Source organism: Enterobacteriaceae bacterium Kacie_13, assembly GCA_013457415.1.
Classification (GTDB): Bacteria; Pseudomonadota; Gammaproteobacteria; order Enterobacterales; family Enterobacteriaceae; genus Rahnella.
This window is the reverse complement of sequence record CP045667.1, coordinates 12,078-29,760: the sequence shown is the minus strand read 5'-3', so window position 1 is coordinate 29,760 and position 17,683 is coordinate 12,078. Positions and strand designations below refer to the sequence as shown.

Genomic DNA, 17,683 nt, shown 5'->3' with positions numbered 1-17,683 from the left:
TTTTTGCATATCCCAAGGGGAAAGGTGAAAAAGGGTTGCTTCTGCAAACTGACGTCACAACCCTGAGGGCAATTTCCCTGAACAGTACATAATCATGTTGATATTATTCTTTACCATCGGCGCCTGTATTGGCAGCTTTATTAATGTCGTTACGTATCGTTTACCTCTGATGATGCAACGAGAAATCGACCACAGCGGTGAATCGTCTCTGCCCATCTTTAACCTGATGACACCTCGTTCACACTGCCCTGCGTGTGGAAAAACACTGGGCGTATTGCAACTGATTCCACTATTAAGCTGGTTAATACAGCGCGGTCGCTGCCACCATTGTCATCGCGCTATCTCACCACGGTATCCACTCACGGAGCTGGCCGTGGGATCCATTTTTACAATATCCCTCTTTTGCTGGCATGATCCGCTGACAGCTCTGGCAGTGGGTGTTTTGGGTAGTGCACTGCTGACGCTGGCCACGATCGATGCGAAACATCTATTACTCCCCGATGCCATAACGCTGCCTCTGATGTGGTGTGGGTTGCTCTGGAATACCACAGGAAAGGGTCTGGTCCCGCTGGAAGATGCTGTATTGGGCGCGGCTGTAGGTTACCTGTCTCTGTGGTCAATCTACTGGCTATACCGCCTGCTGCGAAATAAAGAGGCGTTAGGCTACGGAGATTTTAAGCTGATGGCGGCGCTGGGGGCCTGGCTGGGAGTGGGGAGCATCAACGCCATGCTTTTGCTCGGGTCGCTCATCGGTTGTGCAGGCTGGATACTTTGCCGCCGTCAACGGCAGGATACTGTTATGCCATTTGGCCCCGCGCTGATAGCGGCGGCGAGCTTCTGGCTGCTCTGCCACTCTCCGATACTTGCTGATGGCGTTTTGGCCTCTGTCCTGAACGGTTTTCTGGGTTAATAAACGTGGTGATGATCATACAGAACAAAGGCATTACGGAGCATATGATGGCGGGGCTCGTCGTTACTGCCCATCGAGGCCAGTGTAAATCCGTCATACAGACGGTTGCGACCTAAAACGCGGGAAGTCTCGCCGTTTACGGCGGGGAGAAGTCACTTACCTCCCAGCTTGCAAATCAGTAATAAATAGCTAACCGAGGGTGCCAGAGTCGGTAGTCTCCTCGCCGCATAACTGACCATCAACGACCAAACAGGGATATTCCATTCCTCAATCACTCCCTATGACAAATCAACATAGCTTCGTGTCAGTATTGCAACTCGCCATGTCGTCGGGGACGAAGAATCTGATAAATAGGATTGGTTGCAGTATCAAATCGACTATGGGTACTGGAAATATCGTATTTTCTTACGTTCGATTTACCAGGATCCAGCCAGAATATAGAGTATGACCAAATTGGCCAGGTTCGCACTTTGGGCGTTAAGCATATTATTCGAAATGAGCGTGAAGGTTCAGGCGATGTGTCGACAGGAGGATGAGGATAGAAATGCAAAAAGGAGCGACCGCCGCAAAAAATCGCTCCCTGCACGAATGCAACCAGAGATCAACTCAGCACCTTTAGCTGATTTAAATAATCCAGGGATGCGGGCAATTTTCCGATACCCGTGTCCCGAAGATCCAGCTCAGCAATATGGAGCAAGCAGTAACCGATATTGTCCGGTAGGAAGGATAGAGAATTGCCTTGAAGGTGAAGGGTATCCAAATAGTTCAGTTCTAGCAAAGCTGACGGAAAACTGTCCAGCCCACAGCGATTTATTTCCAGAATCGCCAGACGCGAGTTTCTATTCAGTGCATCCATCGGCAGTTCCTGCAGAGGATTATCGCTCAGGTAAAGTTGCCGAAGGCTGGTCAGGGCGCTGAGTTTGCTGAGTTCATTGCCAGACAGATGGTTATTACTCAAATCGAGAATGGTGATACCTTCAAGCTGGCGCAGGATCGCTGTCGGCGGCAAAAGCGTCAACCCGGTATCCGAAAGGTCCAGCCGATGGAGCTGATTCTCCGGCCGCTGCAGATGGGAAATTGCAGATAAAATACAATCTTCCACCAGCTTTGCATCCCCCCCTTGAGCCACCGCAGCCTGTGACCATTTGCGAACGAGATCCGCAGAGTGATAGTCAGGATTTGCCGCCCGAAATGCCGGGTTCATTACGTCTAAAATTCGCGACACTATTTTTTATCCCCTTTATAAAATCCGGTCTGAAATATCAGAGTACGGTATTTATCATAACGCCTCTCTGCGAACATCTGCTGCAGTGACTCGTCGACGTTTTCCTTACTAACGATATACTGCCCCAGTTGCGCAAGCGTGACAGGAATCGGTTCATCGTGGTTGGAGTCTACTAACAAATAGTTGGATCCCTTTTTAAGCAAAGCTAGGGCATGGCCTGGACCAGAATCCGGAAAGACACCAATATAAAGTGCGTCGAAATTGCGTGCGCTGAGGCGAGCAAGGAGTGCTGCTCGCTCTTTCTCTGTTGACGTCGTATCAAATCTGCCTGTGGGGATACTTTCTCCACGTAACCCATAACTATCAAATAGGTAGTCACATTTCTTACTCAGATTACTATCCTCAGCCCGGAGTTGTTTCCCCTGATAGTCCATTACATAACCATTTTTAATAAAGTCATCCACCGCGGCAGGATGAACCAGCTCGGTGGAGCCTATAATCTGCTTCAATGCTTGGTCCACGGCGTCAGGACTCAGGCCGCGCGGCTGATTACCCTTATCCATCAGCTCACCTAGAAGTTGGTGGGCAGAGCCAACCACTGCGGACTGGATAAACTTTTCCATTCGCCACGGCGTCATCTGCATTTGCTGGTTATCGCTCAGATGGGCAATGATATTGTTCCAAGCGTGCATGACACAGGTACCATGATAATTTTGCCGATCGACATAAATATCCTGCCCAACATGTAAAAACTGTGCAGAAAAATCTTCGGCTATTATCCGGGCCCTGTCATGCTGTTGCGTCAGGATGCGTCGCAGCCCCTCAACCTGGTTTTGTAGCGCGGGTATATGCCGCTTCTTAACTTTTATGAATTCAATTTCTTTATCGAGCGCATCAAGCTTCGTCATTATGCGCGGCGTCAGTTCTTCTGCCCGGGCCACCCGTTCATTGAGGACGTGACGTTCAATCTTTTGAACACTCAATAGAGCGTACAGCTGGGCTGCTGGCTCCAGCGCCTGCAAGGCTGCCCGGCTCAATCTAATATCTGGCGGGGTCAAATCGTTATCCTGGAGTCGGGAATACAATGACTGAAATTCTTCATCTAAGCTATCAAATGCAATTTCGCTCAACCTCATATAATCCATGCAAGCATACTTCAGTTCACGCAATGCAATAATTTCAGGTGAGTCAGCTGTTGTAGATTCGATGATGTGCTGCAGTTGCGTATATTGCTGCTTCACCTGAGCAAGCGCCGGAGTCTCGCTCAGCACCTCGCAAAGCAAGCGAAAGTTCACCGCGCCCAATCGATCGCCAGCTATACGTCTTTTAAGAACCTCATCAGCATTAGTCAGTTCATTCTTTGCCTTTTTGTTCACCTCGTCACGGGTCATAATATCAAAACGTTGAGTTTGATAAGATGTCTCTTCAAGCTCATTTTGCTTTTCACTGTATGCCAGGCAAATCCCGCGTTGTTCATCCAGTTGCTGGTGCAACCTATTCAATAACGTTCTGTGTCCTTTAACATCGTCAGTAAGCTGCTGCATTACTTCACTACTTTGAACTTGCTTGCTGAGTAACTGATACTGCTTATCCAACTCCTGCTGCTGCGTTGTACACTCACGGAGTTCTGTGCGATATTCCGAGAGTTTTTTTTCCTGCTTGCCTCCGCCGAAGAAACGTTTGATATGCAGCCCAAAATCTTTCAGTCCGCTACGATTGGCCATCGACGTCTCAAGATTGCTTTGTCGCGCTTTATTAGCGTCAATCGCACGGACGGTTAACGCCAGCTCCTGATTTACCGTGGCGAGTTGTTTCTGATCGAGTGCAGAAGCAGATTGGCTTTCCACCCGGTGCTCTGCATTCTTTAGAAGGAGTGATGTCTGCTCGCGATGGGTATACAGTTCGTTGAGGTAATGAAGGGCAGACCGCATAGTATCCGTCAGGATATTAGTCGTGGGGATATCCACCTTTTGGTCTTTGCTCAGTGCCGTATTTAACGCATTAAGCATGTCCCTTTCGACGGAACGCAGGTTGACCGCGTCGTAATAGACATCGTCATCGGCACAAATCTCTTTGTCTAGCGCCTCAATTTTCTCTGCATTACGCTGCAAATCTACATCAATAATATGCTGCAAAGCGTTGAGCACGGTTTCTTTTTGTAGGCGTACCTTGTCGTCACGTATGCTTTCAAGTGCGATAGCCTTCTCTTCCAGTGTCTGGATTATGTCTGGCATTCGGGCCAGGAAGATATCTTTATCAGCATTTTTCTTTTGTCTGTCACATGCGCAGATGTGCTCCTCAATACAGGTTGCCAGAAATGGATTATCTCTAGCATTTTGTCCCATCGTTTGCAGTGCCGCCGAGCGACTGTCTGCCAGGGCTGAATGCAAAATCGGTTTCGCTAGGTCAGGTGGTTGTTCATCGCCGATAATCGCGTTCAACTTACGTTCCAGATCATGCAAAGTGTGCTGTTTCAGTTGAAGAACATACCGATCGACCGCATGAGTGAATTCAGGGGAAGCGCTGTCCATTCGCGCAATGTCGCTATACGTTGTTCTAGCCGGCTGCTGAGCAAAATCCTCACTGATGCGTTGCAATACTCCACGTTGTTGTGGGTTGCTACACTCCATCACCTGTGCAGAGAGTTTGTCCTTTACCGCCATGCTGAACAGTTTTTCGCTGACATCAGCTTTAGAGGATGGGCGCTCCAGACCGGAAAGGTTCAGCCGCAGGCCGGCGGAAGAATTTAAAGCAATTGGATGATTCATTGTACCCTTCTGGTCATAATCCTTGAGTTAAACCGGCCGACCTCATCAAAATGCCAGCTCGGCCGGATTTAAAACACTCCGTTCACCGCCTGATTTTTTTCTCTGTCTAACCCTGATTATTTGTTGCAAAGGCTTTTTTTACCTTGCTGATGTAACTCAGATAAAAACGCGGGGTGGCAGAATGGTAGTAACCCACCCCTCTCCAGAGATCCCCGTTGGCACGATCAATTGAGCCTCTCAGCAGCCAGGCCCCCACAATCACGTTAGTACAGGGTTCGAGTAAATCTTCCATTTTGATGCCGGCTTTAGACAACTTCGGTACGTGAATAGAATTAATCTGCATCAAGCCTAAATCGACTGAGTGATTTTTATTTACGTTTACTGCGTTCGCATTATAACCGGACTCAACTTTGGCTATCGCACGGAGGATATCTTCATCAACATTAAATTTTTGTGCGGCATAATTGAAGCAATGCGCCTGAACTTGGCTAAACACCAACATAAGGACCACGCTCAACAGTAATTTTTTCATTAGCTTCTGGCCCACGATGCCGGGCACGCGTCACCTGTCTTACGTCTCAGGAAAAAGTGGGCTATGCTTTGCACATCAACAGTAGATTCACAGGTATTCGGCAGTAGGCTTTTTGTTTTCTTCTTATTTTTCTTTACTGGATTAATGGACTCTATTTTCAGCCATATTTTCACAACATTCCCTTTACCTTCTTTAATACGCTTCATAGAAAGTAAATACATATCGGCATGTTTTCTGTGAATATTGTAAATAATATTAGAGGCCTGTCTTCTCGATATGCCAAATGCGTTGGCAATATCATCGCAGCATGCGTATTTACGCGTTATCAATAACCATCGCGCAACATATTCATGCAGCGTGCTACAAGTTTCATCCCCCAACTCCTCAGGAACAATAAAACTACCATGATTAGACTGTTTTCCGCTTTCAACTCGCATGCTGGCTCCTCATTATTTCTCACGAAAGGAGAGATAAATTGATAATTAAATGTTAATGTAGGTTGCCGGCATGTTGATAAATAATAAAAGCGTTATATTTTTAGTAACAAAATATACAAGGCATCCGGCGTTTTCATTAAGGTTAATTATCCAAGGTAAATAACCTAGGCTATATAGGAATGGCTGGGACATGACGTGCGAGTTTTTTGTCAGAGCATGGAGAGTACTCTGCATAAACATGTGAGATATATCCTAAAGGCCTGACTTCACCTCTTATCTGGGAGGGCAATATTCTGAATTTTCTCAACAAAATGAATGACCGCCGCCATTTCTTCATAATACTCTGCGGTAATAAACTCCCCCACCGGTATTTGTTTAAACAAGCTGCGAGCCAAAGGAATGTTTTCCACCATTGGAATACCCGCCTCTTCTGCAAGTTCAATGGCAATCATCGCTTGCTTATCCGAAGCCTTATCCAAAATTTTGGGTAACGGGCACTCTTTTTCGTGATACCAAACGCAGATAGCGATGTGAGTGGGGTTACGTATAATGAAACTGCTTTTACGAACATTATTCTTAAGCCCTGAATTCTGCAGCTCCCGATGCAACTCTTTACGTTGCTGCTTTATTTCCGGACTGCCTTCAGACTCTTTAAACTCCTGCTTGATTTCTTCCCTATTCATCATCAATTGCTTTGTAATCCGGCGTTTCTGAAAGGCATAATCCGCTAAGGCAAAAAATACGTATGCCGCCAGCAGACCCAGAAAAAGCCTGAAAACCAAACCAGAAGTAAACGTCAGCCCACAGGCCGGCCCGCAGCGCGAAAGGTGCTGTACATTCGGTAAAGCCCCCTTGAGTAACGAGGAAAAAATCCCCCCTACCACACACAGTTTGAGGATGGATTTGAAGAGCTCGAACAACGAGGCGGCAGAAAACATCTGTTTTAGATTACTGAGCGGGTTAATACGTTGCCCCACGTTAGCAAACGCGCCCGGTGAAAAAGCAATGCCTACCTGGGCTAGCTGAATAGACAGAATGCTCGCCAACATCACGCTCCCAATGACACTGATAATGCGGATAAACAGCCCGCCGCAGGCAACCATGATAGTAAGTATGGCGTCCATATCGGCTTTTGAAGCCGACGCCAGCGTCATCTCAACCAGCCGGGTAACATCAGCCAGCCAGTCCGGCATAAAAAAGAAGAATACCAGCGCAATACTGCCAAGCTGGATGGCAGAGGTCAGTTCGGTACTTTTCGCAATCTGCCCGCGTTTTCTTGCCTCGCGTAAACGCTTACTGGTGGGCTTTTCATTTTTCTCACTCATCGAGCCATCCAGCTCATCATCTCGCCGAGATTGTAAAAAATATGCTGCTGACCGCTGGAGACCACCTTCAGAGAGGCACTAAGGCTGATGATAAGCACGAACAGTACGGCAATACTCTTTAGCGGCATCGCAAGGAAAAATACGTTGAGTTGCTGGGCTGATCGGTTGATTAATCCCATCGACATATCTACCAGCAGCATAATCGCTATCGCTGGTAACGAAAAACTGACCGCCAGACCACAGAGCATCTCCCATTGTGCCAGTAATAATCCCAGCCACTCTTTGTGAAAACGAATATCTGCCCCCGGAGGGATCTGCTGATAGGAATGATAAAGGGTGTCCAGCAGTTGGTTCATACCGCCGTTGATAAAAAACAGGGTCATAAACAATTGGGTCAACAGAACGCCAAAAACAGAGGCGGCCTCACCAAGGCTTGGGTTAAGCACCGATGAGAGCGAGGAGCCACGAATGGTATCAATCAGGAAACCTGCGCTGTCCAGTGCCCAAAAAGGAATTGCGGCAACAAAACCGATAATCAGGCCAATGACCATCTCTTGCATCACAAAAACCGCGTCAATATGCTGTACGTTGAGATGCATCGGTGAGTCTGAACTCATCAATACCGGTACCACGGGCAGGATACAGGCGATAATAAGTGCATTACGAATGAATGCTCCGCCCAGACTTTTACTGCTCAGAATCGGAAACATGACGAAGATTCCAAGCGGGCGTAAAAATAGCGCACTCAGTTGCATCGGATGCTCAATCCACAGAGTCCACGGCATGTCATCGTCCAATCTGATCGAAAATAATGCGCGTGTAATTCAGCAAGGTGTTTCCCGCCCACTGGTAGCTGGCCATGATCGTCAGGCAGACAGCCAGCAGCTTGATCAAAAACTGAACGGTCTGGTCCTGAACCTGAGTCAACGTCTGTATCAAACTCACGATGACCCCGACAATAGACGCCACTACCACCGTGGGTAATGATAGCAGCAGCACCAGCCACAGCAGCTCGGTGGTTAAATGGGTTAAGGTATCCTGGCTCATTGGTAGGAAAGTATCAGCTGCGTCAGTAAACGTTCCCAACCCCCGATCACCACGAATAGCAAGATCTTAAAAGGTAAGGAAATGGTAACCGGGGAGACCATCATCATGCCCATCGCCAGCAGGACGTTGGACACCACCAGGTCAATGGCGATAAAGGGTAAATAGAGCAACAGCCCGATTTTAAACGCCTCTGTGAGTTGACTGACGGTAAAAGCCGGCACAAGAACAAAAAGCGAGTTTTCGGGTATTGCCTGCCTGACCTTTTCCGGCCAGAGGCGTGTGGTTGTTTTACTGAAGAACATTACCTGACGAGGTTCGGTGTGCTTCAGTAGAAATTGCTTATAGGGTTCGAGAGTACTCGCATCCAGCTTTTCGTAGAGTGCAGGGTTGTCCAGCGTCAGCTTTTCATTTTCAAGTGCTTCTTTCGCGTTATAGGCCAGCGGTGCCATGATGTAGATACTCAGGATCAGCGACAAGCCGTAAATCGCCATATTGGGTGGGATCTGCTGAATACCCAGAGCGTTACGCAGCAGGGAAAGGACAATCGAAATTTTAAGGAAGCTGGTACCGATAACGATCAAAAGCGGCAGCAGGGAAAGCACAAAGAGCAGAACAATCAGCGACAGCGGCTGCTCACCAAGCTTGCTTAGCGCGTCCACGCGTCAGGCTCCCCGTCAGAGGCGGCTGCACTCGCAGGACGTTGACAGATACGCACAAGCCAGCCGTTTTCGGCCTGAATTAGCTCCCCCGAGGCAACGGTATAGCCATTCACTTTTAGCTGAACGCGTTCGCCCAGGTTTGCCAGTGACGTAAGAACATCACCGGATTGCAGTTGTTGCAGCTCACCAAGGGTGATAGCAACCTGGCCTATTTCGGCGGTCAGGGTCAGAGGTATGTCGTTCATAATATACTCTCCCTCATCGGGCGCACGGCTTGACGGTGGCCGATGATAAAATTCAGTGTTAAGCAAAAGTTGACCACCCGGCAACAGCGTAGCGCCGGCGCAATGGGAGCCCAGGGTAAGCCAGAGTTCGCTGGCATCGAGATCGGGTGTTTGTTGTAAGACAAGTCCCATTCCGGATGTCAGTTGTCGACACACTACTGTCGTCAGCTCGCTTTGACCAATCACCAGCGACAGCGGGATTTCAGCCACCGCATCAGCGGTGGTGGGCAACCAGTCCTGTACGGCACCGTGCAGGAACGACCAGTCGGCAATCTGCAATAAAATTGCCAGTTGCCGATCGCCGCGCTTCAGACGTAGCATCAACCCGGAAGACGGCGGAGCGGTACGTTGTGTAAACCAGCGGGCATTAAAACGGTGATTGCTTAACAGATGGGCAATTGGCTTAAAAGTCCATTCGGTCATGGCGTGCAAGACTTCCGCAGAGTAATCCCCGGGGCGCAGGGCTGGAGCAAGATCCGCCACCCAATCCAGCCAGGCATCTTCCGCCGTCAGAAGCACAGTACCGCTGCGCTCGTCGAACCAGGAGAGAAGGCTGCCGTTCAGGGCACCGCTGGTCAGAGTAATATCGTTGTTACTGCACTGCAGCGCTTCGCCGATATGACGACTCAAAGCCAGCCATTCCGGTAAAAAGGGAGTCATCATTTTTCCACCTCAATTGTGACGAAAACATCCAGCCATGGGCCTGAGCAGGCTGTTTCAAGCAGAGTCTTAAGCCCGGTCAGTTCATCCGCCAATGCCGCCGATGGGCATATAATCTCAATGCGGCGCTGCAGTCCACTTTGGGAGATCGTTACCTGACAGCCACTAAACGGACCGGTTAACAGCGTCCAGCGCTGCTTACTCAGCCCTCGCTGTTGCAATACCGAACGCCACTGGTGCAAATGGTCGGCATAGTGCGTCTTCATCTGACGAAAAAAAAAGCGGGACTGCCGCTTCTGGCTGGATTCCTTATGTGCCGGAGGACGCCGCATACAATGAATAAAAGCATCGCTGCCCTCGGGGCTGTGCAGATCGTCTGAAACCGAAAAATTCGCAGTATTACGCGTTATGTTCAACAAGGTATTTTAACTTTTCCTGTTCAATGCTGGTCTGGCGGATTGACTGTTCCAGCGCCTTGCGTTGCTCCAGCCATTGAGCCTCTTCCTGTTTCAAAGAATGGCAGCTATCCGCCATCTGGTTATCCTGGTGATGACAGTCAGCTAACTGGCGACGCAGCTTTTCAAATTCGTTGCGAGTTAATCCGCCATGCTCGCGCTGCCCGATATGCCGCCACTCTTGCTGCAGCTGATCGCGCTGCGCAACCACTTTTTGAAATTTTTTTTGGTTTTCTTTTTGCTGAAGATCGCCGGCCTGCATCTGGCGGCGCAATCGTTGTTCGCGACGTTTTTTTATTTCAAGAAGCTGTCTTAACATGCTACCCCTGAACCGCATATTTCAGCTGTCGGAGCATCTCGCCCCAGGGAATGCTTTCGTCAGTCGACTGGCACAGGAACTGCCGTATGCGCGGCCATCGCCGAAGTGCCTCGTCGGCCTCTGCATCCTGTCCGGCCTGGTATTCGCCAACGCGAACCAGAAGCTCAATTTCTTTATACAGGCTCATCATTCGGCGTAATTTTCCCGCCAGAGCACGGTGCTCTTCGTCAGTGACCATATGCATCACGCGGCTAACGCTGGCGGCAACATCAATGGCCGGATAGTGATTTGCCTCTGCGAGTTTGCGCGACAGAATAATGTGACCGTCCAGCAGGGAACGGACTTCGTCTGCAACCGGTTCATTCATGTTATCGCCTTCGACCAGCACGGTATAAATTGCAGAGATGCTGCCTTTAACCGCTGGCCCGGCCCGTTCAAGCAACCGGGGGAGGCTTGCAAATACACTGGGTGGATAGCCGCCGGCAACAGGTGGCTCGCCGCTGGCCAGCCCCACTTCGCGGGCCGCGCGGGCATAACGGGTGAGTGAGTCGACCAGCAGAAGGACGTTAAGCCCCTTATCGCGAAAGTATTCCGCAATCGTGGTTGCCGTCCAGCTGGCTTTGAGGCGCTCAAGGGCAGGGCGTTCGGACGTAGCAACAACAATTATGCTACGTTTGCGAGCTTCTTCGCTGAGGGTGAGTTCGACAAACTCGCGCACTTCACGTCCGCGCTCCCCCACCAGCGCCAGCACGATGATGTCTGCTGTCGTGCCGTCGCATAACATACTTAGAAGCGTACTTTTTCCACCGCCGGCAGCAGCGAAAATACCGATACGTTGCCCTTTTGCAAACGTAAGCACCCCGTCCAGCGCTTTAATACCCAACGGCAGCGGTTCGTCGATCAGCATTCGGCTCATCGGATCCGGCGGGGCCGAGGAGAGCGACCGTCTCTCACTGACCTGCTTCTCCTGACCATGCAGAGGGCGACCGAGTCCATCGACTAACGACCCCACCATGTCATCACTCAGCGCAATGCGGTAGTCATGCCCACAGGCCCGCACCCATTGCCCCCTGCGTAAGCCGTGAGTCTCGCTAAATGGTGAGATATAGGTTCCTTCTTCCCTTACGGATACCACCTCCGCAAGAATACCTTCGGGCAAAATTTCGCACAGTTCACCCAATCTCGCCCAGGGCATGGCCACGTTTATCAGGGTGCTGTTGACCTCCTGGATGCGGCCAAACCATTCCGGTTTACGCACCCCTGCCAGGGCAGGCAACGAATACCGTTCAATCAGCTCATCCGACGCTGGGAAAGCAGGAGCCATCAAGAGGTCTCCCCGATTAATTCGATATTACCCAGTACGTGTAGAGGCGCATCGTCACCAATTTCCTGGAAAGAAAGCACGCTCAGATCCCAGAACTCTCGCTCGATCAGGCGGCGCAAATAGCGACGAACATCAATGGCAGTCAGAAGAACCCCCTGAGTTGCCCCCGCCGTTGTTTTACGCACCTCTTCCACAATCAGGTTAATCTGATCACCATCGAGCGATGAGTAGGCTCCCGATGAAGTCTGACGTATGGATTCACGAACCAGATTTTCAAGCGCACTCCCCACCAGCCACACCTGAAGCCCTTTTTCTGGATTATGATGTCGATGCACAATATGGCGGCGCAGTGCAGTACGGACATACTCCACCAGGATAACAACGTCTTTCTCCTTCGGTGCCCAGAGCAGTAGCGCTTCGCAGATAGTGCGCAGGTCACGAATGGAGATCCCCTCCTCCACCAGTCGCTGTAGAACCTCGGTAATTTTGGCCAACGGTATCTGACGCTGGACTTCCTTCACCAGCTCGCCGTAGTCCTGGCCGAGCCCATCCATCAGCACCCGCGTTTCCTGAACGCCGATAAACTCTTTTGCGTGAAAGCGAATTAATGTTTCGAGGCAATAAAGAATACGGGCATCTCCTTCCAGAAGGTCATCATCCTTACCCCTGTCTGTTGCAGAAGAAGCCACAATCTGCAGATATTTTCCAGTATGTAGGCGTTGAGCAAGCGGGTCGTCTGTATGGCTGCCGGTGGATAATAAATCACTGGCAGACAGCGAGAGCGTCAGGACCGGCTCCTGATAGATTTCCACGATAAGCGGCGCACCGTCGGGCCGATTGTGAACGACGATTTCCGGAATAATCACCCCAGTCTGGTTGAACAGCCGCCAGCGCATGGCCGTGAGATGCTTCATTAACGATGGTGAGTGCAACTGCGCGGGCAATTGCAGGACAAGCGGAACCGAACCGGGGCTCAGAGATTGTTCATCCTCATTGTCACCCATAATCCGTGAATTTGGGGAGTGGCGGCCTTTACGCGTCAGCATCCAGCCTCCGCTTGCCATCACCAACGCCAGCGTCAGAAAAATAAGCGTCGGGAAACCTGGAAGCAGTGCAAAGAGCAGCAGCATGGCCGCAGCCAGAAAAAGCGGCTTTGGCTGACGGGCCATCTGCTCGCTCAGATCTGTCCCCAGGTTTTGTCTTTTTTCACCCGGTACGCGAGTAACAATGATCCCGGCGGTAATTGAAATCAGCAACGCAGGGATTTGCGCAATCAACCCATCGCCAATGGAGAGCACGGCATAGGTTTGCAGCGCCTCCCCGGCTGACATATGGTGAACAAACATGCCCACCCCTACACCACCAAAAATATTAACCAGGATGATGATGATACTAGCGATGGCATCACCTTTAACAAACTTCATTGCGCCATCCATCGCCCCGTATAATTGACTTTCCTTTTGCACCAGAGAACGCAGGCGTTTCGCTTCAGCGGCGTCAATAATCCCGGCCCGCATGTCGCCATCAATGCTCATCTGCTTTCCTGGCATGCCGTCCAGTGAGAAACGTGCCCCAACTTCGGCAACACGTTCTGAACCTTTGGTGATCACGATAAACTGGACGATGGTAATAATAGCGAAAATAATCATCCCGATACCGATATTGCCCCCGACGACAAAGTTGCCAAAGGTGTAGACGATTTCTCCCGCATCGTGCTGCATCAAGATCAATCGTGTGGTACTGATACTGAGCGACAAGCGGTACAACGTGGTTATCAGCAGTACAGAAGGAAAAGCCGAAAACTCCAGCGGCTCGTGCACGTATACGGCAATCATAAGCAGCAGCAGCGAGACGGTAAGGTTAAGGGCAATCAGCGCGTCAACCAGCAGGGTGGGAAGTGGCAGAATTATCATAAATACCGCCATGATAAGTACCACCGCCAGCGCAATATCCTGGCGTCCATTCAGGTGCTGTAAAAATCGGTTAAGTGTGTTCATATTCTCAAGTTACGGTAGTAGCTTATTAGCGTCCGCTGCGTCTGGTACAAACGAAGCCATGACTCTGCTTTGCAGGTATCAGGTAATGCGCCATTGATCCCCAGTTCGTGCCCCGTACTGTAGATCCGCAGCACGGCCTCCGTCGGGGCTTTTCCCGCTCTGTCCATTAGCAAGTAAAATGCCTCATCGTTGCCGCCGTCCAGGCTGATACTTGTCGTCATAAGTAAACGATTCTCATCAAAGGCAAGATCCAGACGGTGGTCTGGATAGTGAAAACTCATTATTTCTTCCATCCGAAACTGTCTGACGCCGGTCCGCTGAAGAAATACCTCAAGATTTCGTTGTGCCTGTAAATGCAACATATGGCCTTCCTCCTGGGTTAGCCTTACTCGGCGTCCGCCAGCTTGTCCTGGAACTGCTCGAGGGCTTCCAGCACCTGTAACTGCTGCTCATCATCGCGAAAGCACAGAGTAGGTAGCGTGCGAATCAGCTCCAGCATCACCCTCACCCAGGCGATTTGCTGCCCGATTTCAAGCCGATACGTGGACAAGCGTTCGGTAAACCAGTCCGGATAGATCCAGATCTGACTGAGAAGAGCCAGAACCTCCCGCAGTACGCTTTCGCGATCCGTTTGGCTAGCGTGGGCCACCCAGTTGCTGTGTTCAGCCAGGTTAAAGAAGAGGAGTAATCTTTTGAGTTCCGTAATGGTGTGTGCGATACGGTTTATTTGCAGATGATCACCATCCTGCCCCAGTGGCAGGGCCAAGGCCTGAATGAGCACCTTCACGCGTTTTTCTCGTTCCGGCCAGTCGCAGACCTCCTGGTACCATGCAAGAAGCGACTCCTGAGAGTCCTCCTGCTGGCGGCAACGCTCATACAACATTCGCACCGGTATCAAGCTCTGCTTATCCAGCGCGCCCAGTTCTAGCAAGGCAAAAATATCAACCGGAATGCTTTCATCGGCCAACAGTGCTTCCAGCGCATTCTCCAGACGTTTCCGGCGCTGGGGATCCATACGGGTGTCCCGAAGCAGGCCTGAGAGGATCAGTACCATAGCCCCGGCTTCAACACCGGCCTGCTGTAAAATTTCCAGCGGATTGCGGGCGTCACTGCCCAACTGAGAAAACTGCGTTAATAGTTCTGCCAGCGCAGGCCCGGTCATTTTAGGGATTAATGCGGTTAGCTTATCGCGCATTTCACTCAGGCGATCTTTGCCGTCGGACTTTCTGTCCTGCTGCCGCAGGCGGCCTCCCATCACCAGGCTCATGGACTCCATGGCCTCAGAAAGCGCACTATTTTGCACGCTTTGTTGGGCGACTGCCTGTAAATCACGGGCGGGAAAAGTCTGGGTAAATGGCCGCGGGGCATCACCCTCTTCCATTTGTGTTTGTGGCGTAAATATACCGCCCAGCCCGTCAATACCCGCCATAGTCACCTCCATGCCACTCAAGGTTTTCCAATTGATAAAACAGATCATCCAGTTGCGCGGTAAGCGGAATGGCAACCCGCGCAGTACCATTCTCAAGCCAGGCAAATCCCTCTTCACCCTCTGGCAGAGGGGCATAGATGAGCGGTAAATCCGTTAAAGACTTCTGAGCCTTTTCAATCAATGTAGGGGCCAGACGTAGTATCAGCCGCTGGCCGGACGTCATCTCTTCCATTAGCGTCGGTAGTTGCTGTTGCAGCACGTTTTCCCAAGGCAGCGAAGGGATCTGAGCTTGCAAATGAACGGCTATTTGTTCGCAAGTTTTATGCATCTGTTGCCGGGCAACGCCTTGCGCCCAATGTTGTTCGTCCACCAACCATTGCAAAGACGCTTTAAGCCCCTGATCCCGCGCACGCTGGTAAACCCGCTTTGCGCAAAGACGCTGACGCCGCTGGCGATGTGCGAATAAACGCCTGTCGCGCGCACGCTGCTTGTGCCGCTGATTTCGGGCATCCCTGAGCATGTCTGCCGCACGTTGGCGCACTTGCTGTTGAAGCGCCTCAAGGGAAAAAAAAGCATCGAGTGTGTCCGCCCGCAATGCGACATCCCCGTTCAGCGTCAACGGCAATCGGGACAGACAAAATTGAGACTTGATCACAAAAATCGCTCCAGACGTGAAAGTGCAGCGAGAGGATTATCCAGTACCGCGTCTATGCTGAAGTCAGATTGCCGCGGCAGTGTAAACACCAGAAGCTGCCATACCGGCTCATGCAGCAGAGTCTGGCTGATTAATTTCAGGCCAATGTTCAGGCTCAGCGTCGGTAAATCTGCAGGTTGAATTTCCGCAGGTTGGCTGCCTTCGTGCATCAGCACCGAAATCTGACTCAACTGCTGCTCGCTGAATGTTTGTTGTAATTCATGGCGGTAGCGGCGCAACCAGACATAGCCCGAGCATTTCATGGCAACTAAACCCAGTGCGGTTAACAACAACGGCAGCTTGGGCTGTAACTGAACCAGCTGTGCCTGCCGCTCACTCAATTGCCCCGGTCTCCAGTCCGGCAGGCATCTGTGTAGAGCGATTTGCCCATCGATGTCTCGTTGCCCGCTTAGGGACAGCTGGGGGTAAATTTTCATGAGATCTTCCATGCCCCAGTATGCCCACCAGCTCGGGTGCAATGCTTGGCCAGGTTGCCAGAGTAGTCTGTGGACGCTTTGCAATGATTTATCAGGCATGAGGATTCCGGCCGGCATCGCGGCGTTTCCTCCGACTGTGTTCGACGATTGCAGCGGCTATAATGGCTAACCCGGCCAACGTACCGCTGCTTATCCATATCCATCTGCCATTTCGTTTTTGTGGCGCCGTGGGATCTGAAAGCGTTTGTGATAAATTCTGCGGGAGAAGGCCCGCAGAAAGGAATTGCTGCGTCACGGGTTGAAACATAAGCGCGACATTTTCATCATTCATTCCCGGAATGGCATTCATCATCAGTTTGCGAATTTGTACCGTAAATGCCTTCAGATTGACTTCCGGGGAGTATTTGATCAGCACCGATGCGGAAGGTTTGGCTTGTTCATTAAAGCCCGAGTCCGCAACGTCCTGACCAATGGCAACATTGGCGGTGATGACGCCCTCAATGTTGCTTAGCATCCGTTCAAGCGACTGTTCCTTCAGGTAGTTGATGCGGGTTTTTTCCTGCACGGGAGAAGAAATCAGTTGGTCTGCCGGGAAGAAATCCTCCGCTGAGACAAATTTTTTCTTCGGATAACCGTGCTGACGTAAGGTTTCAACCGCATTAACAAACTGTTCTTCCTCTACACGCAACTGCAAAGAACCATCCTTACTCTGCACCCTCTCAGCTGAAATACGCTGGCTAATCAGGAGCGCCAGCATATGATTGGCATCCTGCTCTGACAGATTGTTGTAAAGCTCAACGCGGCATCCGCTGAGCAACAGGGTCATCCCCAACAGCAAAACACGCGCCTTCATTGCATCGTCACTAGCTTATTAATGGTTTGTGAGAGAGAACCTGCCACTTTTGCAACCATGTCCACGCCAATCACGCTGTTCGCCAGACCATACTGCACGGCTAAGGCGGACTCCGGAGACAAAGATGAGACAGCACTGCTTTGCTCAAATCCTTTCACCAGATGGGTTTGCTGCACCTGCATTTGGTTAATGAGGTTTTGCTCGGGTAACGCGACGTTTTTGGCGTCGAGCTTTTCGCGAAATGCGGCAACCTGGGTAGCATCAGGGCCAGCATCGCGCAGCGAAAGTGATTGGCTCAACGCCGCTTTAAGTTGACTAATTTCCACGA

Annotated in this window: 19 protein-coding genes; 1 reads left to right on the top strand and 18 read right to left on the bottom strand. The window is 50.7% G+C overall.

What is annotated here, in order from left to right:
- The first annotated feature begins 94 nt into the window (after window positions 1–94).
- A complete protein-coding gene (locus tag GE278_23580) occupies window positions 95–910 on the top strand; it encodes a prepilin peptidase (protein ID QLK63787.1) in 816 nt (271 codons plus the stop codon).
- A 601-nt stretch (window positions 911–1,511) separates the two neighbouring features.
- On the opposite strand, the gene GE278_23575 is transcribed toward GE278_23580, so the two are convergent.
- From GE278_23575 to GE278_23490, 18 genes are all read right to left on the bottom strand, one after another.
- Complete coding sequence (locus GE278_23575) at window positions 1,512–2,135, bottom strand: hypothetical protein (protein ID QLK63786.1); 624 nt, start codon at window positions 2,133–2,135, stop codon at window positions 1,512–1,514.
- A complete protein-coding gene (locus GE278_23570; protein QLK63785.1) occupies window positions 2,135–4,903 on the bottom strand; it encodes a hypothetical protein in 2,769 nt (922 codons plus the stop codon). Before GE278_23570 ends, GE278_23575 begins: the two co-directional genes overlap by 1 nt.
- A 106-nt stretch (window positions 4,904–5,009) precedes the next feature.
- The gene (locus tag GE278_23565) at window positions 5,010–5,435 is read right to left on the bottom strand and encodes a transglycosylase SLT domain-containing protein (protein QLK63784.1); all 426 of its coding nucleotides are present in this window, start codon (window positions 5,433–5,435) and stop codon (window positions 5,010–5,012) included.
- On the bottom strand, window positions 5,435–5,872 hold the full coding sequence (locus GE278_23560) for a CaiF/GrlA family transcriptional regulator (protein ID QLK63783.1): 438 nt from the start codon (window positions 5,870–5,872) through the stop codon (window positions 5,435–5,437). The genes GE278_23565 and GE278_23560 overlap by 1 nt, the downstream gene beginning before the upstream one ends.
- 266 nt (window positions 5,873–6,138) lie before the next feature.
- A complete protein-coding gene (gene flhB / locus GE278_23555) occupies window positions 6,139–7,197 on the bottom strand; it encodes a flagellar type III secretion system protein FlhB (protein QLK63782.1) in 1,059 nt (352 codons plus the stop codon).
- Complete coding sequence (locus GE278_23550; GenBank protein ID QLK63781.1) at window positions 7,194–7,982, bottom strand: EscT/YscT/HrcT family type III secretion system export apparatus protein; 789 nt, start codon at window positions 7,980–7,982, stop codon at window positions 7,194–7,196. The genes flhB and GE278_23550 overlap by 4 nt, the downstream gene beginning before the upstream one ends.
- A 1-nt stretch (window position 7,983) precedes the next feature.
- Entirely contained in the window at window positions 7,984–8,244 is a 261-nt protein-coding gene (locus GE278_23545; protein QLK63780.1) for an EscS/YscS/HrcS family type III secretion system export apparatus protein, read from the bottom strand.
- Window positions 8,241–8,903 (bottom strand): EscR/YscR/HrcR family type III secretion system export apparatus protein, encoded by a 663-nt coding sequence (locus tag GE278_23540; GenBank protein ID QLK63779.1) that lies wholly within the window; start codon window positions 8,901–8,903, stop codon window positions 8,241–8,243. Before GE278_23540 ends, GE278_23545 begins: the two co-directional genes overlap by 4 nt.
- Entirely contained in the window at window positions 8,891–9,850 is a 960-nt protein-coding gene (locus GE278_23535) for a hypothetical protein (protein ID QLK63778.1), read from the bottom strand. Before GE278_23535 ends, GE278_23540 begins: the two co-directional genes overlap by 13 nt.
- Complete coding sequence (locus GE278_23530; protein ID QLK63777.1) at window positions 9,847–10,113, bottom strand: hypothetical protein; 267 nt, start codon at window positions 10,111–10,113, stop codon at window positions 9,847–9,849. Before GE278_23530 ends, GE278_23535 begins: the two co-directional genes overlap by 4 nt.
- 133 nt (window positions 10,114–10,246) lie before the next feature.
- Window positions 10,247–10,621, bottom strand: a complete 375-nt coding sequence (locus GE278_23525; GenBank protein ID QLK63776.1) for a hypothetical protein — start codon at window positions 10,619–10,621, stop codon at window positions 10,247–10,249.
- A gap of 1 nt (window position 10,622) precedes the next feature.
- Window positions 10,623–11,945: a FliI/YscN family ATPase gene (locus GE278_23520; protein ID QLK63775.1), complete on the bottom strand. Its 1,323-nt coding sequence runs from the start codon at window positions 11,943–11,945 to the stop codon at window positions 10,623–10,625.
- On the bottom strand, window positions 11,945–13,942 hold the full coding sequence (locus GE278_23515; GenBank protein ID QLK63774.1) for an EscV/YscV/HrcV family type III secretion system export apparatus protein: 1,998 nt from the start codon (window positions 13,940–13,942) through the stop codon (window positions 11,945–11,947). Before GE278_23515 ends, GE278_23520 begins: the two co-directional genes overlap by 1 nt.
- A complete protein-coding gene (locus tag GE278_23510) occupies window positions 13,939–14,304 on the bottom strand; it encodes a hypothetical protein (protein QLK63773.1) in 366 nt (121 codons plus the stop codon). The genes GE278_23515 and GE278_23510 overlap by 4 nt, the downstream gene beginning before the upstream one ends.
- Window positions 14,305–14,327: 23 nt before the next feature.
- The gene (locus tag GE278_23505) at window positions 14,328–15,506 is read right to left on the bottom strand and encodes a TyeA family type III secretion system gatekeeper subunit (GenBank protein ID QLK63772.1); all 1,179 of its coding nucleotides are present in this window, start codon (window positions 15,504–15,506) and stop codon (window positions 14,328–14,330) included.
- Window positions 15,507–16,022: 516 nt separating this feature from the next.
- The gene (locus GE278_23500; GenBank protein ID QLK63771.1) at window positions 16,023–16,619 is read right to left on the bottom strand and encodes a hypothetical protein; all 597 of its coding nucleotides are present in this window, start codon (window positions 16,617–16,619) and stop codon (window positions 16,023–16,025) included.
- Window positions 16,594–17,355 (bottom strand): EscJ/YscJ/HrcJ family type III secretion inner membrane ring protein, encoded by a 762-nt coding sequence (locus tag GE278_23495; protein QLK63770.1) that lies wholly within the window; start codon window positions 17,353–17,355, stop codon window positions 16,594–16,596. The genes GE278_23500 and GE278_23495 overlap by 26 nt, the downstream gene beginning before the upstream one ends.
- Window positions 17,352–17,681, bottom strand: a complete 330-nt coding sequence (locus GE278_23490) for an EscI/YscI/HrpB family type III secretion system inner rod protein (GenBank protein ID QLK63769.1) — start codon at window positions 17,679–17,681, stop codon at window positions 17,352–17,354. Before GE278_23490 ends, GE278_23495 begins: the two co-directional genes overlap by 4 nt.
- Window positions 17,682–17,683 lie beyond the last annotated feature (2 nt).

Bases quoted from the DNA above. Each gene is read 5' to 3' on its own strand.
- GE278_23580 (QLK63787.1), top strand. From the start codon at position 95: ATGTTGATATTATTCTTTACCATCGGCGCCTGTATTGGCAGCTTTATT.
- GE278_23570 (QLK63785.1), bottom strand. From the start codon at position 4,903: ATGAATCATCCAATTGCTTTAAATTCTTCCGCCGGCCTGCGGCTGAAC.
- GE278_23565 (QLK63784.1), bottom strand. From the start codon at position 5,435: ATGAAAAAATTACTGTTGAGCGTGGTCCTTATGTTGGTGTTTAGCCAA.
- GE278_23560 (QLK63783.1), bottom strand. From the start codon at position 5,872: ATGCGAGTTGAAAGCGGAAAACAGTCTAATCATGGTAGTTTTATTGTT.
- flhB (QLK63782.1), bottom strand. From the start codon at position 7,197: ATGAGTGAGAAAAATGAAAAGCCCACCAGTAAGCGTTTACGCGAGGCA.
- GE278_23550 (QLK63781.1), bottom strand. From the start codon at position 7,982: ATGCCGTGGACTCTGTGGATTGAGCATCCGATGCAACTGAGTGCGCTA.
- GE278_23545 (QLK63780.1), bottom strand. From the start codon at position 8,244: ATGAGCCAGGATACCTTAACCCATTTAACCACCGAGCTGCTGTGGCTG.
- GE278_23535 (QLK63778.1), bottom strand. From the start codon at position 9,850: ATGATGACTCCCTTTTTACCGGAATGGCTGGCTTTGAGTCGTCATATC.
- GE278_23530 (QLK63777.1), bottom strand. From the start codon at position 10,113: ATGAAGACGCACTATGCCGACCATTTGCACCAGTGGCGTTCGGTATTG.
- GE278_23525 (QLK63776.1), bottom strand. From the start codon at position 10,621: ATGTTAAGACAGCTTCTTGAAATAAAAAAACGTCGCGAACAACGATTG.
- GE278_23520 (QLK63775.1), bottom strand. From the start codon at position 11,945: ATGGCTCCTGCTTTCCCAGCGTCGGATGAGCTGATTGAACGGTATTCG.
- GE278_23515 (QLK63774.1), bottom strand. From the start codon at position 13,942: ATGAACACACTTAACCGATTTTTACAGCACCTGAATGGACGCCAGGAT.
- GE278_23510 (QLK63773.1), bottom strand. From the start codon at position 14,304: ATGTTGCATTTACAGGCACAACGAAATCTTGAGGTATTTCTTCAGCGG.
- GE278_23505 (QLK63772.1), bottom strand. From the start codon at position 15,506: ATGCCCCTCTGCCAGAGGGTGAAGAGGGATTTGCCTGGCTTGAGAATG.
- GE278_23500 (QLK63771.1), bottom strand. From the start codon at position 16,619: ATGCCGGCCGGAATCCTCATGCCTGATAAATCATTGCAAAGCGTCCAC.
- GE278_23495 (QLK63770.1), bottom strand. From the start codon at position 17,355: ATGAAGGCGCGTGTTTTGCTGTTGGGGATGACCCTGTTGCTCAGCGGA.